This is a genomic window from Infirmifilum sp. NZ (genome assembly GCF_022693705.1).
Lineage (GTDB): Archaea > Thermoproteota > Thermoprotei > Thermofilales > Thermofilaceae > Thermofilum.
In genome coordinates, this window is sequence record NZ_CP094288.1 from 1,794,825 (window position 1) to 1,814,083 (window position 19,259).

At 52.0% G+C, this 19,259-nt stretch carries 19 protein-coding genes; 6 read left to right on the forward strand and 13 right to left on the reverse strand.

The genetic code is table 11. From position 1 onward, the window contains the following. Positions 1 to 3: 3 nt before the first annotated feature. From MOV14_RS09765 to MOV14_RS09775, 3 genes are read right to left on the reverse strand one after another with little or no spacing between them, the layout of a single operon-like run. Positions 4 to 1,152, reverse strand: coding sequence for a zinc ribbon domain-containing protein (locus MOV14_RS09765; RefSeq protein ID WP_318537143.1), 1,149 nt, complete (start codon positions 1,150 to 1,152; stop codon positions 4 to 6). Further along, positions 1,153 to 2,100, reverse strand: a complete 948-nt coding sequence (locus MOV14_RS09770; protein ID WP_318537144.1) for a cullin — start codon at positions 2,098 to 2,100, stop codon at positions 1,153 to 1,155. Positions 2,101 to 2,107: 7 nt separating this feature from the next. Next, a complete protein-coding gene (locus MOV14_RS09775) occupies positions 2,108 to 4,021 on the reverse strand; it encodes a hypothetical protein (RefSeq protein WP_318537145.1) in 1,914 nt (637 codons plus the stop codon). Positions 4,022 to 4,362: 341 nt separating this feature from the next. Between MOV14_RS09775 and MOV14_RS09780 the strand changes: the two genes are divergently transcribed. After that, entirely contained in the window at positions 4,363 to 6,291 is a 1,929-nt protein-coding gene (locus MOV14_RS09780; RefSeq protein ID WP_318537146.1) for a hypothetical protein, read from the forward strand. A gap of 633 nt (positions 6,292 to 6,924) precedes the next feature. Further along, entirely contained in the window at positions 6,925 to 7,284 is a 360-nt protein-coding gene (locus tag MOV14_RS09785; protein ID WP_318537147.1) for a DUF5518 domain-containing protein, read from the forward strand. Between the two features lie 140 nt (positions 7,285 to 7,424). Here MOV14_RS09785 and MOV14_RS09790 read toward each other — a convergent pair whose 3' ends face one another. Both MOV14_RS09790 and MOV14_RS09795 read right to left on the reverse strand, forming a co-directional pair. Next, positions 7,425 to 8,036, reverse strand: coding sequence for a hypothetical protein (locus tag MOV14_RS09790; protein ID WP_318537148.1), 612 nt, complete (start codon positions 8,034 to 8,036; stop codon positions 7,425 to 7,427). A gap of 96 nt (positions 8,037 to 8,132) precedes the next feature. Beyond that, positions 8,133 to 8,573: a hypothetical protein gene (locus MOV14_RS09795; RefSeq protein ID WP_318537149.1), complete on the reverse strand. Its 441-nt coding sequence runs from the start codon at positions 8,571 to 8,573 to the stop codon at positions 8,133 to 8,135. A gap of 100 nt (positions 8,574 to 8,673) precedes the next feature. On the opposite strand from MOV14_RS09795, the gene MOV14_RS09800 reads away from it, so the two are divergent. The 4 genes from MOV14_RS09800 (at position 8,674) to MOV14_RS09815 (ending at position 12,700) form a co-directional block, all read left to right on the forward strand. Beyond that, positions 8,674 to 8,991: a hypothetical protein gene (locus tag MOV14_RS09800; RefSeq protein WP_318537150.1), complete on the forward strand. Its 318-nt coding sequence runs from the start codon at positions 8,674 to 8,676 to the stop codon at positions 8,989 to 8,991. Positions 8,992 to 9,066: 75 nt separating this feature from the next. Continuing rightward, complete coding sequence (locus tag MOV14_RS09805) at positions 9,067 to 10,653, forward strand: S8 family peptidase (RefSeq protein WP_318537151.1); 1,587 nt, start codon at positions 9,067 to 9,069, stop codon at positions 10,651 to 10,653. 106 nt (positions 10,654 to 10,759) lie between these two features. Continuing rightward, positions 10,760 to 11,134: a hypothetical protein gene (locus MOV14_RS09810; protein WP_318537152.1), complete on the forward strand. Its 375-nt coding sequence runs from the start codon at positions 10,760 to 10,762 to the stop codon at positions 11,132 to 11,134. An 84-nt stretch (positions 11,135 to 11,218) separates the two neighbouring features. After that, entirely contained in the window at positions 11,219 to 12,700 is a 1,482-nt protein-coding gene (locus MOV14_RS09815; RefSeq protein WP_318537153.1) for an HD domain-containing protein, read from the forward strand. Here the strand turns inward: MOV14_RS09815 and MOV14_RS09820 are convergent. The 8 genes from MOV14_RS09820 to MOV14_RS09855 all read right to left on the reverse strand — a co-directional run bounded on the left by MOV14_RS09820 (position 12,693) and on the right by MOV14_RS09855 (position 19,099). Then, the gene (locus MOV14_RS09820) at positions 12,693 to 12,980 is read right to left on the reverse strand and encodes a hypothetical protein (protein ID WP_318537154.1); all 288 of its coding nucleotides are present in this window, start codon (positions 12,978 to 12,980) and stop codon (positions 12,693 to 12,695) included. The two genes, MOV14_RS09815 and MOV14_RS09820, sit on opposite strands and share 8 nt — an antisense overlap. Then, complete coding sequence (locus MOV14_RS09825) at positions 12,967 to 14,976, reverse strand: COG1470 family protein (RefSeq protein ID WP_318537155.1); 2,010 nt, start codon at positions 14,974 to 14,976, stop codon at positions 12,967 to 12,969. The genes MOV14_RS09820 and MOV14_RS09825 overlap by 14 nt, the downstream gene beginning before the upstream one ends. After that, the gene (locus MOV14_RS09830; RefSeq protein ID WP_318537156.1) at positions 14,973 to 15,380 is read right to left on the reverse strand and encodes a hypothetical protein; all 408 of its coding nucleotides are present in this window, start codon (positions 15,378 to 15,380) and stop codon (positions 14,973 to 14,975) included. Before MOV14_RS09830 ends, MOV14_RS09825 begins: the two co-directional genes overlap by 4 nt. Before the next feature lie 102 nt (positions 15,381 to 15,482). Continuing rightward, positions 15,483 to 16,451 (reverse strand): hypothetical protein, encoded by a 969-nt coding sequence (locus MOV14_RS09835; protein ID WP_318537157.1) that lies wholly within the window; start codon positions 16,449 to 16,451, stop codon positions 15,483 to 15,485. A 54-nt stretch (positions 16,452 to 16,505) separates the two neighbouring features. Continuing rightward, positions 16,506 to 16,754, reverse strand: a complete 249-nt coding sequence (locus tag MOV14_RS09840; protein WP_318537158.1) for a hypothetical protein — start codon at positions 16,752 to 16,754, stop codon at positions 16,506 to 16,508. A 118-nt stretch (positions 16,755 to 16,872) separates the two neighbouring features. Beyond that, entirely contained in the window at positions 16,873 to 17,304 is a 432-nt protein-coding gene (locus tag MOV14_RS09845; protein ID WP_318537159.1) for a hypothetical protein, read from the reverse strand. Between the two features lie 128 nt (positions 17,305 to 17,432). Further along, a complete protein-coding gene (locus MOV14_RS09850) occupies positions 17,433 to 18,584 on the reverse strand; it encodes a M48 family metalloprotease (protein WP_318537160.1) in 1,152 nt (383 codons plus the stop codon). A gap of 107 nt (positions 18,585 to 18,691) precedes the next feature. Further along, a complete protein-coding gene (locus MOV14_RS09855; protein WP_318537161.1) occupies positions 18,692 to 19,099 on the reverse strand; it encodes a hypothetical protein in 408 nt (135 codons plus the stop codon). Between the last annotated feature and the right edge of the window lie 160 nt (positions 19,100 to 19,259).

The window sequence follows — 19,259 nt, forward strand, 5'->3', positions numbered from 1 at the left end:
GTCTCACTCTAAGCGTTTACCGCAGTACAGGCAGAGCTTTTCCGCCTTGGGGTTTGGAGCCCCGCAGTGGGGGCACTTCCTGTACTCTATCCCTCTCTTTTGGAAGAACTCCTCGATCGTGCTGAAGAGTATGCTGCGGGTCTGCTCAATGGACTCCGCGGCGCCACCCTTGGCGGCTGAGACAAGCTCCTCGATCACCCTCCTGGGGAGTTCGCTGAGAGGATGCCCATTCACGGTCTTTTTCGCCATGTCAATGTCGAACTTCATGTGAGCAGACTTGTAGAGTAACTTGCTGGATAGAACGTTCTGCACGATCATTAGAGGGGAGCTTCTCCAGTACCAACTCATATAGCTGTAGTAGGATCCGTCGGCGCTTGCCCGCTGCAAGTCGAACTCTTTGCTCAAGTAGTCGTAGCCTAAGTTAGCCTGCCTTCTGGGGCAAGCACCGGACAGGTAGTGCTCGCACAAAAAGGGGTTTTCAGCATCGTTGCAGAAGTAGCAAGGCAGGCTCATGACCCGGACGTCTTCCGACTTGACCGATATGTCCCCGTTGCGAGCGGCGATCAGGGGCATGAAGACCGTAACGTTCCCTTCAAGCGTTAAGTTGCCGTGAACGTAGATCTGGAAGACAGAAGAGTCCTTGATCACGGCCTCTCCCTTCACCTCCCGGGAGCCCGCTACGAGCTTACCGAGTATGATCGAGCGCGCGTTCACGCTTACGTTTGTGAGACCTACTACGTTCCCGAGGATCAGCGAAGGTGCCTCGATGTGAACTTCACGGGCGAGGATGTTGCCGTAGACGACGCACGTGCCGCTACCCCTTATCCTCACCACCCCAGCGCCCTCCGGCTGCTCGCTACGGGCCATGGCACCGACGTCGCCGTTCACGAAGGTGTTCCCGTCGGCCAGCGAGAAGCTCACGTAGCCACCCGAAAGAATGTTCCCCGAGACTATGCTGTCCTCCTTTATTTCTACCGAGTCGAAGGCCATCATATCGTTGAGTTGAACGATGTCTGAGTCGGCCACGATCTTCCTGACGGCAACTATGGGTTCAGCGCCCCTGTATCCCCCAAGGATGTGAACAATATCCCTCGTTGAGTCGTACTTCAGCTTCTCTTCCTCTGGGAACCTCCTCTTCAGCAAACCAGGCATCTACCTCACCCCCTCCACCATTTTAGCGATAACGCCTTTCTCGTCCGGCTCCTTAGCTTCCGACATCAGCGCGCTCAGCTTCGACTTGATTTTATCCGTATCCACCTTCAGCGGAAAGCCCTCGAGCCGGCCGCTAACGTAGCTCACCAGCCTATCCTCGATGCTCAGCGGCTTGTTCTCGTCAAGCCTAGGCCCGAAGGTTTCGACAACAGGCTCTTCCCGCTCACCCTTGAACGTTACCCTTACCCTTGTAACGGGGAGAAACAGCACAGTCTCCCTCTCCTTGACGGAGACCGGCTTAAAGGCGAATCTCAGAAGCTGGCCGCTAACCCTCTCGTACGTCGTGCTCGCCTCGGAGAGTTTTTCCTTTGCCTTCGACAGCGCCGCTTTGATCTTTTCTAACGACTCAATCCTCCTCGAGATATCGGTCTCGACTGCAAGCCTCACAATATCCTTGTCCACGTACTCTGGCTCTAGCAGTTGGTACATGCTCCTGATGTCCTCCATCAAGCTCAGAGTCATATCCATGAGGCGGAACTCATCCTGCGAAATACTGACGAACTGGTCGAAAACGTTGTCCACGGTTTGAAGGTAGGCCCTCATAATCTCCAGGTAGTGCTCTTTGAAGCCGCTCTCAGCCTCCTTAAGCCTCTCCTCCACGTACTTGAGATACTCCTCCATGCTCTTCAGCTTGGTGCTAGACTCCAAGTACTCCATCGAAAGTAGCATAGCCTTCAAGTAGATGAGCCTGATAGCCACGTCACGCCTGTTTTCCTCCAACCTGCTGTGTATGTTTCCCAAAGTGGCGCTCATCGCAGAGGATATGCTTACGAGCCTCTCAAGGTAGCTGGTGAGCGCTCTCTCCAAGGTGAGGACCTCGCCCCTCAGCTCCCTTATCTCCGCCCTCATGGTGTTGATAGCCTGCATTATCCTTTCGGACTCGGACACGGGCTTCTCACCTCTCCCCCTCTATTGAGGATAGGATCCTCGTGATAGCGCTCGTGTCGAAACCTGTGAGGGTTGCGACAGTCTCGGCTCCGAGCAGCGGCACGAGGGTGTTTCTGAGACCTTCAATGTACTTCTCAAGCCTCTTAACCTCCGCCTCCGCGTCGAGCTTCCTCTGAATGTACATCTGAACCATCTGCTGGTAAATACCCGCAGTCGTCTTCCTCTCATCCTTCGTCCTTCTGGAGTCAACCACTTTCGTGCCGAGCTCCAGGGCCCTGTCCTCTATCTTATCTGCGTACTCGTTAAGGAGACCCATGTAGCCCTTCACCACGGGTAGGAGCAGCCTCTTCATGTAGATACCCTCCCCCGGCGGGATAACCGAGCCGCACCGACCGCACCTGATAGTCGGCTCCTCGAACAGAGACTCCTTGCGGACTTCGATCATCTCGTCGGCTCCCGTCGCCACCAGCGAAAAGTACCTCAAACCCTGCCGGTACCCCTCCTCCATTTCCTTGAGCTCGGCTTTCTTGGAGACGCCAGGTAGGGGGAGAAGCCTGTAGCTCTTCTCGACGAGCTCTGACCACCTCTTCCCCACCTCCTCTGCGGCAACCGGATACGGGCTAACAATGTCAGGGTCCTCGTTAACGCCACCCAGAACCCGAGCAAAAACCCACCTCCTGAAATCCAGCTCGGCCATGTACCTGTCTATGTACGTCTCAGCGCACCTCGGGCAGAAGATCACGTTGTGCCAGAACATGAGCAGCGTCGGGCTCATAGGCACGGTGACCTCGATAAGCTCCTTGACAGCCTCCTCCACAAGGCTCGCGTAAATGTCGCTCCTCTCCTCGAGCTGCCTAGCCTCCTCGATAAAGCGCGAAATGTCCCTTAAAGTCTTCACGGTAGCTTCAATGCTCTCGAGTTCGGCGAATTGCCCGACAACTCTATCCAAGTCGTCTCTAGTAAATCTCCCCTCAGGAAGCCCCGGTTGAAGCTTAACCTCACCCCCCAGAGCCTTATCCACAAGCTTCGCCACATCCTCCCCAGCTCCCTCCAGCCCCAGCAAGACCTCCTCCTCCTCGATCGACGAAAGCATCCTCGTAGTAGCCTCCTCCACGGCCTCCCTGAGAAGCTCCTCGGGGCTCCTTGTGGAGAGAACCTTCTCCCAGAGCTTCATCTCCGAGAGGGCCCTATACACCTTGTAGCCCGCGTCCTTCTCCCGCAAGATCCCCTCTACGTATATTTCCTCACCCGCCTGAAGCCTTTCAAAACCCTCTGACAGCGCGCTTCTATCAGCAACGTACGAAAGCCTGACCCTTTCACCCTCAGACCACGGCGCGACCATAACACACCCAGCCGCGTCTTCCAGCCTGTAGACGCCAACCGGAACATAAACCTTGAAAGCCTCAACCCTAACCTCCGGTACGCTGAAACTCCTTATCCTCTTCCCCAGCTCCCCGATCTCTCTGAAAATATTATCCAGAGTCTTACTTAACGCGTCCTTTTCATTCTTCAGCCTCACTAACTCTTTTTGGATGCTCAGCACCCTAGAATGCTGAGAGAATGCATACACCAAGGCTATTAATGAAACCAAGAACATGAAAACGCCAACATCAGCGGCCCTGCTCGCCATGAATAGCAGTGTCAGCAGTAAAAACAAAGCCCCAACCAAACCTGAGAAAAGCCTGTAAGTCTCCGCCGTGGCGAGCTCCTGCACGTAGCGATTAGACAGCTCGTCGATCTCTCTTATCCTCTTCTTCGCCTCTCTCCCCCTCCTCTCCAGGTCCCTGAGCCTGCTCTTAAGCTCCCGGTACTCCATTAAAACAGCTCTGAACTTGTTTGAGATTATAGAGGTTGCGCGTTCAACGACGTCGTCCTCGTAAGCTAGCAGGGAATTAGGGAGAACTAAGCTCTCCCTCGCCATGTTTATTACAGTTCAATATAAAAATTTAAGCATTACCCCGCCCCCAAAAATAGTAAGTTCAAAAACCGGAACTCCCCCAGAGCAGAGGCAATTTACCAAATATAAGCTCATTCATTAAATCCTAAAATCTACTTCAAAAAAGATAGAGAGTCTGTGAAGGTCGGCAGGTGTGAAACTGATAGGCGTAAGAAAGATCAACTCCGTTCTGCCGGTATTGACCTCAAGCCTAAAGGAATTACACGTCCAAGCAACTGGCGCACAAACAAATTCCGAAGACAGCCTGCCCCAGAAAGATTAAATAGCAATTTTTGCGACCCTTAACAGAGGCATGGCGAAAAAATTTGCGCCTCATCCTCGTCATATTCCTCTTCGTTATGCACTTTCTCCTAGTTACAGCTATGGGCCAGCCGGCAAGCTGCCCCTCCTTTACCCGTTATCGGGGCAACGAGATCAGACTCCACGTCGACAGCAGGTACGCGGAGGTTACAGCGTGGTTCACCCCCGTCGACCTGGACTGGGCTACTTTTCGCGCCCAGTGCTTCGACCCAGACCCCTCATACTGGTACAGCGGCCTCCTAAACAGGGTCACAGGCATGTTCGCCCTCAGCCAGGCTCAGCTTCTCGGCTACGGGGCCAGCGACTCCTCGAGGCAGGTCTACGTCGCGGTGGGCTTCTACTTCTCCTGGTCGAGCTACTACAGCGAGGATGACGGCGTCCTGAAGTTCAGGGACGTGTTCAAGCCAGGCGGCGGCTACTTCGACGAGGTGCACGTCTACTCCGACAAGCCGGTCTACGGGTGGGAGCCCACTCCAACCCGCTACACGAGCCAGGAGGCCCACTGGCTCAACCCGAGCTACAGCGCCGCGCCGTCCTGGTACATCGTGTACCTCTGGCCCGTCCCCAAGGTGACGGTGAGGGTAGAGGGCCTGCCCTCGTCGTACAGCGTCCAGCTGAGTATCGACGGCAAGCCGGTGGGTTACGTCCGCGGGGGGAACAGCCAGGTGTTCAGGGTCAGCGGCGCGAATGTTAGCGTCGGCGTGCAGCCCGTCGTAGACGTCGATGAGAAAACAAGGTACCGCGTCGACCGGGACACTATCTCCGCCAGCGCGGGGGGAGAGGCTGTGTTCCGCTACTACAGGGAGTTCCTCGTGCGCACCGATACCTCCCCCTCAGGCGTGGAAATCACCGTCGGAGGGGCGTCGTGCAGAACGCCCTGCTCTACTTGGGTCAGGGAGGGAGACACGCTGAGCGTAACCGTGCCGGAGAGGGCACTTGAGAGCTCCTTGTCAACCACCAGAACTTACTACGCTTTCACGGGGTGGAGCGACGGGTCCAGCGAGCGTAGCAGGTACATTACGATCCAGACCCCCTTGAGCATCACCGCGTCCTATACGAGGGTGACAGAGCACTACGTGAGCGTTGTAGCGAGCCCGCCTGAGGCTTCAAGGGGTGTTTCGGGGTCGGGCTGGTACCGCGAGGGCTCTGTGGCCACGTTAAGGGCGAACGAGACAATACAGGTCAGCGACTACGAGAGGCTCAGGTTCCTCGGGTGGTCCACCGGAGAGACTTCCGGGCTCATAACCAAGGCCGTCAACTCACCCCTCAGCATAGAGGCTAGGTATGAGCGGGAGTACAGGGTTGAGGTGCGGAGCGACTTTGGGGTCGTGTTCGGCTCAGGCTGGTACCGCAGTGGCGATGAAGCAAGGGTGGGGTTGGAGGGCCTCAAGGACGGCTACTACTACAGCCCCGACGGGAAGGCTAGGTACAGGTTCCAGGGCTGGAGGGTTCTGAGGAGTAGCATCCAGCCTCCCAGCACCCCCATCCTCGCGCTCAAGGTAGACGGCCCGGTAATCCTCCAGGCAGAGTTCGGGTCACCAGAGTACTACGTCTGTGTAGACGGGAACTGCGAGTTCCTGAGCGAAGGGTCAGCGATATCCCCGCGGGAAGATGAGCCAATACTCGGAGGCCTTATGAGAAAGGTGTTCGAGGGCTATCTAGACCCTTTCGGGAGGAACCTCGGGCGTAGCCCTGCGGTGAACGGTCCTATGGTGTTGTCTAGCGCGTACAGGACTGAAGTCAACTGGCCGCTAACGGTGGCGGTAGCGCTCATTGTTGCGGTGTCTTTTCTGGCCGTGCCTCTGAGCAAAAGAAGAAGTAAGACCAGTGAAAGCACCGTGGAGAGGAAGAAAGAAGAAAAAATAGAGGAGTTGACGAAAGAAATAGAATCCCTCGAGGAGGAGCTCAAAAAGAAGTTCACCGGGAAGGAGTAGACGACCCTCTAAGTAGATGTAAACCTGACGCCGTTAGGCTTAGCCCACCTGCAAACTTCAGGAGCTTCCCGTATCGAGAAAGATATCGAGCAGGGCGCGATTACCCTTAAAGATTTTGAGAGCTTATTTGACGAATCTCTTGGAAATGGTGAACTTGAAATTTGCCTGGACGGTATTAGGGTTTACAACCTGATAGCCAAACCGCCCGAGGTGATCACGGGATTTCCATTCTTAATAATTATTCGCGGCATTAAACCTAGTAGTTCGTCAAATCTCACCGGGTCACCCTATTTGTCGCGCTCAAATGATGATACCTATTTTGTGTTTTTGTACCAAGATTTGCTTATACCTTCGTATCATAATGTAACTGTTAGTGTTGCTAGCTTTGATGTGGTAACGAGCTGGGAAATCGTCGTTGTTAAAGGAAAACGTGTTGAAACGATCTTCGGCGGTTTGGGAACACTCGTTATAGTACTGATTACCTCTGTATTTATCACAAGGTTCAAAAAGGGTACTCGTGTTCAGGAAGAGCCCATAGATTTTGGGTGAATTTTCCCCGGAGGAGTTTGAGGATCACAAGTAGGCTCGCATCGATAACTTTTTAAGTATAAGTTTCATAAATAAATGAATAGTATGGGAAGCATGCTGTTAGCCATTCTTGTCGGCGCGCTTCTCGAATCGATTCTCGGGAATTTACAGATAATTGGAGACCTAATAGCTGGACTAGTTACCGGTTTCATAGCTGGCAATGATATCGGGAAAGGAGCACTCGCCGGTTTCATCGCAGGCCTCCTAGGGGGGCTTGCTCTCGGCATTCTAATAATACTGCTCCTACCAATACTCGGTCCATATCTAGGCCCCTTCGCATCCTTAATCCCGATATTGGCTCTAATCCCAATAGTTCTCGCTATTAAAGGAGCCGTTATCATGGCTATTGGTGGCGCGCTAGGCTCTTACCTTAACGGCTTCATGAAGCCGAAACAAGCGAAGTAAACGATTTTTAGGATAGATACTGTACGTATTTTTGTGTATAAACACTGAGTATATATCTACTATTATGCAAGTTTAAGATTAGTCATTTAACAATACTTCTCGATGTCAAGGTTAAGTAAAATACAAAGTCCTTGAGTTTATCAGGCCCTTGCCATAGTTAAGTACATTCTCTCTCTCTTCAATTCCAGCTCTTTGATTTTGTTCTCAACATCGTTTAAGTTCCTTGAAAGAATATCTCTCTCTTTCTCATCGGTTGTAGTGTAAAGCTTCCTCATTATCTCGGCACGGATGCTTTTGAGGTTCTGTAGCTCGCCCTCAATCTCCTTAAGCTCCGTCGAGATGAGGGCTGGAGGCTGCGCCTGCGGTTGAGACATAGCTTGAGGAGCTTGTGGCATTGCTAACTGCGGGGCTTGCTGTGCCTGTGGGGTAGCAGGTTGCAACTGTGGCAACCTTTTTTCAAGGATCTCAGCTATTTTCCTCTCAAGGTCGGCTTCGCTTGAAGGCGGCGGTTGCTGAGGGATCGCGCCCTGGGCTTTAAGTCTATTCAGCTCCTCCCTGAGCGCCCTGATAGCCTCTTCCTCAGACATTTCGCCTTTCTGAACACGAGTTGCTAGTGATGCGACAGCGTTGACCAGAAGCGGGTATGCTGTCTGCGACATAAATGCGTATAGGAGGCCCCGGGCAGCCTCGGTTCCAAGAGTTTTAACAAGAACCTTACTTACCTTCCCCCAGTCGATCTCCTCACTACTCAACTATCTGCACCAATTGTTACTTTAAAAACTTACTTAAAAACATTTCTCAGATTCATTGGAAATTTTTAGGAGTGTAATGACGCGACCGACCTTAAATTATTGAGTTTGCCTTACCTTCAGAGCGGCTATCTTTTTCTTCAACTCGGAGTAGCTACTGTAGTCGATTTTCCCCGTGAGGAGCAATTCCTCAAGCTCCTCCTCCATTTTCCGAAGCTCCTCCGCAGTGGCCTCTCTCTTCCTCCCCTCAAGGTACGCCGCCAGCAGAGTTCCAGCTATAGCCGCCCCAACTAGCCCCCCCACAACAACCTTCTCTTGGTCGACCTTTACGTTGCCCAAGGGAGTCGGAACAGAAAACTTCTTCCGTGCTCTACTCGTCACCTTCTGCTTTAGCCAGTCCGCTAGGAGAAAGCCGCCAAGAGCCAAAAACACAAGCGAGAGAGTGGGGAACGGTGCCGCGAAGTTAGAGATAACCCACGGGTATAAGCCACCAATTGAAAGGATGAGGAAGATGACAGCTAGTAGTAGCTTTATGCTCACAAAGACCACCTAAGAATACTCTTGACTCTTCTAAATATACTTTTTTATCAGGAGACGGGAAGGTATAAATTCAAGCCCCGCTGAGTGAATTTGGATGTGCATGGCAGGAGATCTGATATGCCTGAGCTTAACTGGCTTTTTAGAACTATTAGACGACGTCCGGAAGAAACGCATAATCGAAAAGCTAAGGGTGTCCTCTCTTGAGGAAGCCGCAGAGCGTATCAAAGCGTTGGCAGGTAAGCGGATCTTCATACACTTTAAAGAAGGTGTAAGCATCATCGAGGGCGTCAACTATCTGCACGTCTTTCCCGAGCTGAATACCGCCTCAGCGGAGGTTTCAGCGGAGGATTTAGTCAGGATTCTTCTGAATGAAAACATTGAATATGTCGAAGAGGTTCCCGAAGCAACTCTCAGCTAATATTAATCTTGTCTCAAATCCCTAAGCGAAAAGCTCATTAAACAATCAAGCAGACTTGAATTCAGATGAATTAGAATGATTATTGATCCTAATGTACTATCCAGTGGAAGCGATTACTCCCGGGTTCTAATTCACGTAAAGGCGATCACCAGCGAAGTCCACGTCACATCGTTCAACTCGAAGCCAAGAGGAGTGGACATCGCGGAGGCCGTCGGGATAAAACCGTCTCTAGCCGAAAGCCTCAACCTTAGGCCCATACACTATTTCGGCCCCCTAGGTGTGCTGTCAGCGTTGCTATCTCCCCGAAATCTAAAGAGCTACCTCGACAGCTTACCCCGGAGCGTGGAGGCTGTAGAGAAAGCACCTGTAGCTTACGCCAGTTTAAACGTCTCGGTTCCGCTAATAGGCGGTGATTACACCTGGGAGAGCGGTTTCACCGGGAAGGGCGTGAGAGTCGCAGTCATAGACTCCGGAGTAGACAAAAGCCACCCCGATTTGCGTAGCAGGGTCGTGCAAGAGAAGAGCTTCACCCCGGAGCCGCCTGCAGACTATAACGGGCACGGCACGCACGTAGCGGGGATAATAGCCAGCAGCCACACAGTATACCGCGGGGTTGCGCCCGAGGCCGAAATAATCAACGCGAAAGCCCTAACTAGTAGCGGTTTTGGCTTCTCTGACGACATCATAGCCGCATACCTGTGGTCTGCCAGCGAGGCTAAAGCTGATGTAGTCAACATGAGCTTCGGCATCAGCTTCCCAACAAACTATGTCCCCGTAATCCTTGACAAGCTGGGCAGGTTCCTCAACAGCGAAGCTAAGAAAGGAAGACTTCTCTTCGCGGCGGCTGGCAACGCGGGCCCGGAACCCGGAACGATCGACTTCCCAGCGCTGGTTCCAGGAGTTATCGCCGTGGCCGCTACCGACAAAGGCGGGCGGGTGGCCCCCTACAGCGGTAGCGGAAGCGAGGAGCTGAAGATGCTGGTTGGAGAGCTGAAGCCGAACATCGCCGCACCCGGTGGTCTGGGTTCGCAGGATGCTGAGCCTCAGGACAACATCATATCTTCCCTCACAACGCAGATCAGCGAGTACTATAAGAGTAAGCTTTCAGCGTGGATCATCGACGATCACCACGTGGCTATGGCTGGGACGAGCATGGCTGCCCCCCATGCGAGCGGTGCCGCAGCAGTGCTACTGAATAGGCTCCGGGAACTCGGCCTAGACAACTACTCCGAGAGGTACCCGCTCGTATACGGCGCGCTCGCCGGGACTGCCAGAGACACTGGCGCTCCAGAGTACAGGCAAGGGCACGGCTTAATAAACCTGAGAGAAGCAGTAAGGCAGCTTGGGAAGCACAGGATCGACGTGCCCGAAATTCCACCCACCTTTAACGAAAAACTGGTAAAAATCGCCCAGAGACCTTCAAAAACAGCACGAGAAGACCTCGACGCCCAGCTCGTGGCAGCTCTCATCGGTGCAGGTGCAGGAATCCTAGTTGGAGCGTTGGCAGGCTTAGCCTTCGGTACCAGGGATAAAATAAAGGGGCTTCTCAACAAGTTGCAACTTGCGCAGACAGCCTACCAGGCTGGCCTCATAACCGCTGACGAGTACCAGCTTTACGCGCAGTACATCAGCGAAGAGATAAGGAAACTGCTGGGAAAATAATGCGAAATAGCAACAGTGCTTGGTCGTACTAGCTACTGAGAGTAAAGACCGCTAGATTTTAATACAAATCCTTGATACTTTAAAAACGATGGTTACCGTTCCCTTTATGACGAACGTTGTATACGACTTAGACGGCATCAAGGGTCCGAGATCCTTCAGGACAAAAAGAGGTATACCGGTAAGGATCTCGAAGATAGTTGGGGCCAAGGGGAAGATCAGTGTAACAGCCTCGAACTTCGTGGGGAGCGTTTCGCTAAAGTTGTACCTCGTGAGGGATGGCGCGGTTCTTCTCGAGGAAGGGTGGACAGCTTACTCGGCGATCTTCCCAACCACAGAGCAAAAGGATGTATTCACCGAACACATAGTTAACTTTAATCTCCCAGAGAGTATAGAGGGGCTCTTAGTGCTCGAGATGGAAGCACGAGCATACATCGGAAGCCTCCGAATGGTAATACCCGATATCAGCGCAATTTACGAATAGGATGTGAATTTTACCCCAGTCGCGGTTACATCCTTCTGTGCCTTAGAAAAATCTTTTCTTTCAGATAAACAGCTTTTTTAAACCATGAGAAAAAGAATAAATTTTGAAAAACCTAAGTATTTTAATGTGGATCCCTTGTTTGAGCTCCTCGGGAGTTTGGTTGGTCTTGCCCAAAATATTGCTAAGAGCAGCAATTTCACTTTCGCGAGGAATTTCCCTCACTTCGCTGAACATGGCTCCGACCATGGGGAATTCGTGGCAAAAAACATTGAGGCATTCCACTCGTTTACCCCTCCCTCTTATGCTAGAAACAGCCCTTTCATAACTTCAGAAGAGCTGAGGCTTTTCAAGATCGCTGGCTACCTGCACGACATCGGCATGTGCACATCCCTAAAACTGCTCGACCGTATAAACGTGGACTTAAAACATGTAGAGCAGACATCTACAGAGTCCTTCAGAAAAAATCTCACTAAAATGAGGTGGGAGTTTAAAAGCAACATTAGAAAAACATTCTGCCTTGATGAAAGCAGGTTATGCTACCGTGAAGATCTATTTCTGCCCTACCCTATTAGTGGTGGGGACTTCCCGCTCCACGTAAAAGCCCTAAAGCTGGCTACGGAGAGCGTTGTGAGAGCGCTCCACTCGTGGATAAGCGGAGCAGTTTTAAACTCATCCTGGTTCACGAATGAAATTCTGAGTAGAAATATCGGACAGGTTAATGAAGAGTTGATAAAAGCTCTAGCCACGCTAGCCGAGTACCACTCTTCAAAGACTGAGCTCGAGAAAGTCAGAGAGGTGGAAAAGATGGATAAGCGCATGGAAAAGAACGTGGAAATGCGAAAACTTGTAGCCATCTTGAGATTCATCGATGCAGTAGATGTCAGGAGAGAGCGCGCATACTTTCACAAGTTCCCCGAGCTTATAGGAGAAGTGTTAGAGACCGACGCGACGCAGCTTAAGCACCTAGTTTTTAAAACGCCAGTAAAGGAAGCGCGCGTTCGCACAGATTGGAACCAAAACTTCATCGTTGCTGAGATAAAATATGACTTAGGCTCAACTTACTCTCGCGTAGATCCAAGGCTCCTGGTGCTGTACTCGATTCTCTTTGAGGTCGGCGGGAACATCGGGAAAGATTACATAGCGTTTACAAACACACTCCGAAACCTCGGCTACACTGGCATAGCTGATCGCGTTGCGCTCAGCGTAGCTATAGGCAGTCGAAGTTTCACCCTCAACCATGAGGCGGTAGAAAGGCTCAAGAGTTTATACAGGGAAGTGGAAGAGAACGCCCGCGAGTTTTCTGATGAGGATTTTAGAGGTGAGATCTACTCGAGCTTCAGAGAGTCCCTTAAAGCAACAAGAATGATAAACGGGCTTATCTACAACAAACCAGAGCTGAAGCTGAGCCCTTACGACATTGTAGCGCTTCTCTCGCAAACCGTAGACAGCGAAGAGGAGAACAATAAGCACGCGCTGGAACACCTTCAGGAGGCTACACACATCGGAGCCCACAACATTGAGGAATTCTACGAACGGTTCGTGGATGAATACTTAAGGCCTATTTGACGATGAGCTGAACAAGCCCCTCCCAAAACTCCCTATCCCTCATAATAATGTAAGCTACATACAGCGACCAGAGAGGTACTACATCGAAGAAAGGCAGTAAGTCAAAGAGCAGGATTAAGAGCCTCCAAAGGCTGAACCTACCCTGTAGCAACCTCATAATCGCAAACGCTGTGGCTACGTCTAAGAGCGTTTCGATCGGCTGAAAGATAGCAAGCATGTCCAATGCATCGTTGAACGCTGCCAGAGCGAGGGCCAAAAGGTACCTTTCAACCTTCCTCAAGCACTTTTTCCCCTGAACTCTCTGCTTTCCGTGCAGTCTTCGCATGCTTCAGAACTTCCTCAAGGAAGCTCTTCTCATCAATGACCCCCCTAAGCAAGAGGGACGCGTACTTGTCGACATCCTCCGATTCGATGGGTGCCGCGGTGAGTGAAAAACCGGTGAAAATAGTGTCAACAAGCGTTTTAAGGAGAGGCTTTGCAGCATTGTAGAAGAGCTCACCTGTCTTCAAGTCAACGAGCACAGTGTGCTTGTGCGGGTTAGGGTCTCGCTTAGCCTCTGTTGTAGACGGCGAATCCCAGCCTGTTGGAGACGCAAATATTATGATGTTTTCCTCCGCATCCTCCACATTAATCCCCTTTATCATTTCACGAGCCTCAGCAAGCGAGAGAGGCCTGTGGTCGACAAGGTTTCTGTAGAGTTCGCTGACTCGGGCGAGCGAAAACACGTATACCTTCACAGTCGCTTTCCTTAAAACACCTCCACCAACAGTGATAACTGTGTACAAGTTAGAGGGGAGCTCTTTAAGCCGCTGCTCGTCGACGGGAACACCGGTTTTTTCCAGCTCCTTTTTAAACTCGCTTAGGTTGAAGAGTGGCTTAGGCTCCTCCACCTTAACTCTTCCCATTTCCTCAAGGTTTTTACTGGAGCCTATCACCCAGTTTATGAACTCTCTCTCGAGGATCCACGCGAGCTTCGCTGTGGTGGACGCTACGATCTCCGACACCGTTGCAGGCCTTATCTGGATGAAATCTTCACGATCCTCGACGACAACGGTCTCCGGGTCTTCAAATATCACCGTTACTTCTTCATCGCCTATCTTCCTAGTACTCCAGCGTAGATCTTGGTGAATAAACACCTGCTTCGGCATCCTCTTTATCTCGGGGACGAAGCCCGAACCAATGACGTATCCTAGAAAAGCGCTCACACCCGCTTTAGCGAGCTCTGACATGAGGTTTTCTGGTGAAAACTCTAGCTGAGAAGCTCTCTCTTCCACCACCCCCTCTTCCTTGCCCTCAACCTTACCGTGCTCAGCGAGTGTAGGCTTCCCCTCGCCGGCAGGCTTCAGAGGCTTCAGCTTAACGATCGTCGAGTCAAACTGGTAGGGCTTGATGCTAGTGCCCAACAGGACCTCTATCACCACGGGTGGTAGCTCTAGCTCTTCCGGCGGAGCCTTCAGAAAGTACTCATAGGTCGCTTTTTCCCCGGGACCTAAGCGCCCTTGCCAACCCACCTCTACCCCGGGTTGGAGAAGCAGATCCTGCGGCAGGCTCTCCCTAGCCCTGAGCTCCACATAGTCGTCGCTCCTGTTCTCAACAGTCACAGTTACACGGTACCCGTCCACTCCATTGACAGCCCCTCTCTCGACCTTTCTCTCGACCTTGATTTCCGGAAGTTTCTTCACAATGATCTTCACGCCCTCAAAACTCTTCGAAAATTCCTCACCACCCTCGAAAACAGCTTTCACGGAGACGCTTTTGAGGCTGGTCACACCTGGGCTCAGCCCCTTAACCTTGAGCGTTAGGCTTTTCTCCTCTCCCGGAGCTAGCTCAACTCTTCCCTCGTAGACTTTGCCTCTATCAAACTCGACACCGCCCCCAGCCTCCACCCTCACATCCACTGTCGCCCGCCTCCAGTAGGGGTTTCTCACAAGCACCCGAAGTGTGGCCTCGTCCCCAGGGTAAACGACCACCTCTCCGCTACTGTACCCCACCTCCACCTCCGGTTTTGCCTCCAAAAGCTGCGCAACCCTTTTTAGTTTGGCCTCAACCTCCCTGAGTAAGGCAAGGAGCTCTTGCTCGTGATTCCTATGAAGAGACGAGCTGGGGACTTCCTCTTTTAGCTTCTTCCACGAGGTTTGATACCTTTCTAATTTTTCAGGCTCTTCGGCGAAAATCTCTACGAGATCGTACACGGAACTTTTTAAAATTAAACCGAGCTCTTCTCTTATGCGTCGCTTAAGCTCAAGATACCTCCTCAGCCTATCAGTAAAGCTCACATCCGGCCACCCAACTCATGCGATTTAAGCTCTATCTCAAGGAGTCTCCTTTTATAGTAGTTCACGAGCATCGTGAATGTTCCCCTGGAGATGCGCCTTTCCGAGAAAGCCTTACTCACCTCCTTTATTCTCTGCATGTAGTAGTCCCTGTACCACATGAGCATCGAGTACTCCCAGATCTCACGTGCAACAGCATCCAGCGTCGCGGCATCCACCTGCCCGTATTGCTTTAATGCCGTCTCATAGACCTGCTTCCTTACATCCTCGAGTTTGGGTGGTTTCTCTACCTCCCGGCCTAAAGGTATGAATGTAACCCGAGGCGGGACCAGAACAGTTCGAGAGCCCTTTTTCCGCCCAACCAGAAGCCCGGCGGCAAACGCGCCTAGAGGGAGCCACGCGGACAACCCTACCACCTTCCTAACGATCTAATCATTAGTTCTTTACCGGTGTCTAATAAACAATGCTATAAACCTCACTCGATGAAAGCGTACACTTAGGAAAGGGGGCTACCCCAGACGCCTCAAAATAATAGGCTCCTCCATGCCAGCCACTTTTACCCTTACTTCTCCGAAAACTTTAACGTAGTTGCCGGAGCGCTGACCGGGAAATCTAGCAACCCCACCGCTGTGAGAAATTTCGGTTGCGTTCTTGCCCACATCAAAAAGGAGGATTGAGCTACTGTCTATCTCGCTAAGAAGGCCTCCTATCTGCTCCCTCGACACGGTCCGCGGTACAGTACTTCCGAATACATACAGTGTTCCCTTCTTATGCTTCACGACAACGTCGCGTTTAAACTCTCCTGCCGCGGAATTCAGCTCTTGTATCAGCGAGAGAACCCCTTGGTAGGTATCAGCGTCGAGCTCGTAGATCACAAGCCTGTTCGTGTCCCCGTCTCTTCCAAGCAGAAAGGAAGCAACACCTGAGATTGTAGCCCTTTCGCCCCTGTACTCAACCGAGACAATGAAGCTCTGACTCGGGATCTTTGTCTCCGTTTCACGGGTGACAGTTATTGAAGAGGGAGACGCGGAGGGCGTACTCTCCGTTTCCAAAAAGATTTGATTTTGAGTCTCTTCGCTAAGCACTTCTATAATCATATTTAGCGAGTCTATTAAGCCTTCGATGAGGTCAATGATGTTCTTGGCTGCGAGTATAAAACTGTCTCTGAGATCCCTACTCTCACTTAAATTCAGAGAAGTGAAGGCCGGGTCCTCTGATATTCTATCGTCTAACAACTTATAGAGTGTGTCCAGCTCACTCACCAAGTCTTCGAGAGCTTCCCTCAAGCGCTCGTTGCGTATCCTGCCAGTGATTTCGCCAAGAACCAATTGAACGTTAGTATTAGCGCGCCTAACCATCGAGTATATATCCCTTACTAGCCCCCCTTCTTCGGCTCTACTCCGTATCTCCACGAGTTCCCGGTAAGTACGGTTTAAAAACTCTCTCAACTGCCTCAAGCTTCTAACTTCTTGAACCATAACTCTAATGGGATTACCGAAAAAAATATACTTAAGTTTTTCGAGGAAAACTGCTCAGGACTTGAGAGCAGCTATCGCCCTCGTAATTCTATTGAAGCTGTCCTCTTTTATGATCCCTCTCGAGTAAAGCTCGTAAACCTCTCTCTCAAGCTGTTCGAGCTCCTTGCGGGTGAGCTCTCTTTTCTTCCCATCCTTAATTTTCATTATAAGATAGGTGGTTGAAGCACCTGCAGCGGCCCCCGCGGCAATTTTAATAATATCCTTCACAAGCTCTTCAGGTAACTTGATGGTTGGCAACTTCATACAAAAAATCTCTGAAAAACGCATTTTTAAACTTTTTCGAGAATAAGCCCTCCTCACAGACTACGCTTGCACTCTCAAGTGGGGACTAACCTTGCTTTCCAACCGCAAAGATGAGGCTCTAAAGCTCGGGCATCGCCTTAGGCTCGTAAATAAGCAGGGCGAGCACGATCAGGGAAAGACCTATCACCGATAAAAAGTTCTGGACAAGGAGCGATATCGCCAGGTCGGGCAAAACTATTTTGAGCATTTTTCTCTTACCTTCAACTGTTAATGTCCCATTGTTAAGCTCTCTAAGCCGCCTCTTGGAGATATAAGCTATAACCAGAGAGTATACAGCTGCAACGGCCATGCCCGCGGAGAGGGCCAAACCGATAATGTACGCGCCTTCACCGAACAGGCCGAAGAGAAGGCTCGTTGCAAGCGAGAACATGCCGAGGACAGCTAGAGCCACTACCACGGATTTTACGAAGTCCGCCACGGCTACGACGAAAAGGAGGGTTGAGCCCAGCTCAGCCAGCCTAACAGCAAACGAGTTGAGCGCGCCTCTCATAGCGAGACCCCCTGAGTATCGTGCCTATAGGATTCATCCGAGCCTAAGGGTGGCCGACACCCGCCACCTGAACCCCGCGCTGTCGATGTGAAACCTCAGAGTATTAGGACCCAGCTTGACGACGGGCGTCACATCCCACTCCACGCTACCCCCTCGCGCACTTTAACCCGCGCGTCGTCTAAAACCCTGTAACCGTTGAGCTCGAGGGTTGCGTGCCTTTCGATCCACGGGTCGTTGATGGGGACAGCCTTGAACGAGAGGTTGGCGGACTTCACCTCCCTTGGGAGGTAGACTGTTCTCTCCAACCAGTTACCTTTCCGGTACGGGAGACCACCGTAGTACACCCGGTTCGCGAACACGGGTACCGTTTGACCCGACTCGGCTGAGTTGAGCTTGGCAATAATGTCATGGAAAACCTGCGAGTTGTAGAACGTCTTGAGCTCCCGCAACCGGTACGGCACAAACGGGTGCGATTGCTCGAGCTCGGCCAGTTTAACTAGAATGCTCCACGTTACCTCCTTATCCACTTGAGACACATAGCTATCGACATCAACCTCGCTCACGTCTTTTGAGCGAAGGTGAACCTTTAGGAGCGCCTTTTGAGACGCGTCCAGCTTGCCCGAGCAGATAAGGCCAGCCCTGTCACATGTAAACTCTGCAGCGTGCAACCACTTACTCAAGGCAACTTTAAGAAGTGCGTTCCCAACGATATAGGCCGGTAGCCCGAGTAAGTCTGGGAGACCTAGGCTCGCGAGGTTCGCGAGAGCATAAAGCGCCGTAGTGTACACCAAGTGGTTGCTCTTGATGTGCCCGAACTCGTGCCCGATCACGAACTTCAACTCATCATCCTCGAGGTTCGAGACAACCTCGCTACCAATGACAACGATAGGCTTCTCATCGGATCCAATGCTGAAGGCGTTCCAGCCCTCAGGGAGCCTCCCTGAGACGTAGACTTCCGGGAGCCTAGGGAGCGAAAGCCTCTCCGCGCACTCCAGCACGAGCCTGTGAACGCGTGGGTAGTTCTTCTCGCTCACTTTGACGTAGTGACCGATCGCGGCGATTCGCTGGAACGAAGCTACAAGGTTTGAGACCAGCTTCATAAGCGCAGGCAGGAATACAGTCGAATCTATGAAGTTCTGCGCCTCCCTGTCCAAAGGGTGCTCGTACTCCTCGGGGTAAATGTACCTCGTCTCGCTGATGCTCAGGTTGCCCCCACAGTACAGGCAGAACCTCGCGCTCTCCGGGTTTAGCCTGCCGCAGACGGGGCAAACACTCTGCATGTTCCCGTAACATACTCAGCTTAGATGTTTATAATTTTTTTGAAGAGTCGTAGGAGCGCTGTTAAAGGCTCTGGCACGCACTGCACGAGAAGGGGCTCGTGCGAGGCCTAAAGGTCAGATGAGGGGCCCTTCACTGAGCGCCGAAGCGCAGTAGCTAGCTTGAAGCCCGCGAGTGCTCCTATGGACGAGAGGACCATACCCTTCGCGACCCAGAACAGGATGAACGCGCTACCCAGCTCCGGGATAAACTCCGGAAGACGGAGCATTGATGCGGACGCCTTGAGCAAGCTCAGAACTATAAGCCCGGAGATACCGTCCCCCACGAGGCTCCCCACAACGCTCATCACTATGCTCTCCAAGTAGGAGGACGCGAATGCGAAGCCTGGAACGAAACCGGCGAGGAGCTCACCTGCGGGACCCAGGTAGTCGAACAGCACGTGGATAGCAATTGCTACAATGCTTCCGAGAAGCAAGCGACCCGGCCGCACAGCGGATCGCGCCCCCTCCTGACTCATCGAAATTAAACCCCCCGTCCTTCTATTAAAAGCCGTCGAAGAGGTTCAATAGCGTGTTTCCCAGAGCAGTGTACACCCCTTGCTTCAGCCACATGAGGAAACTCCTCAAGACCGGCGTTACGCCTCTAGTCACTAGCCGTGACCGCACAAAGAGCGTATG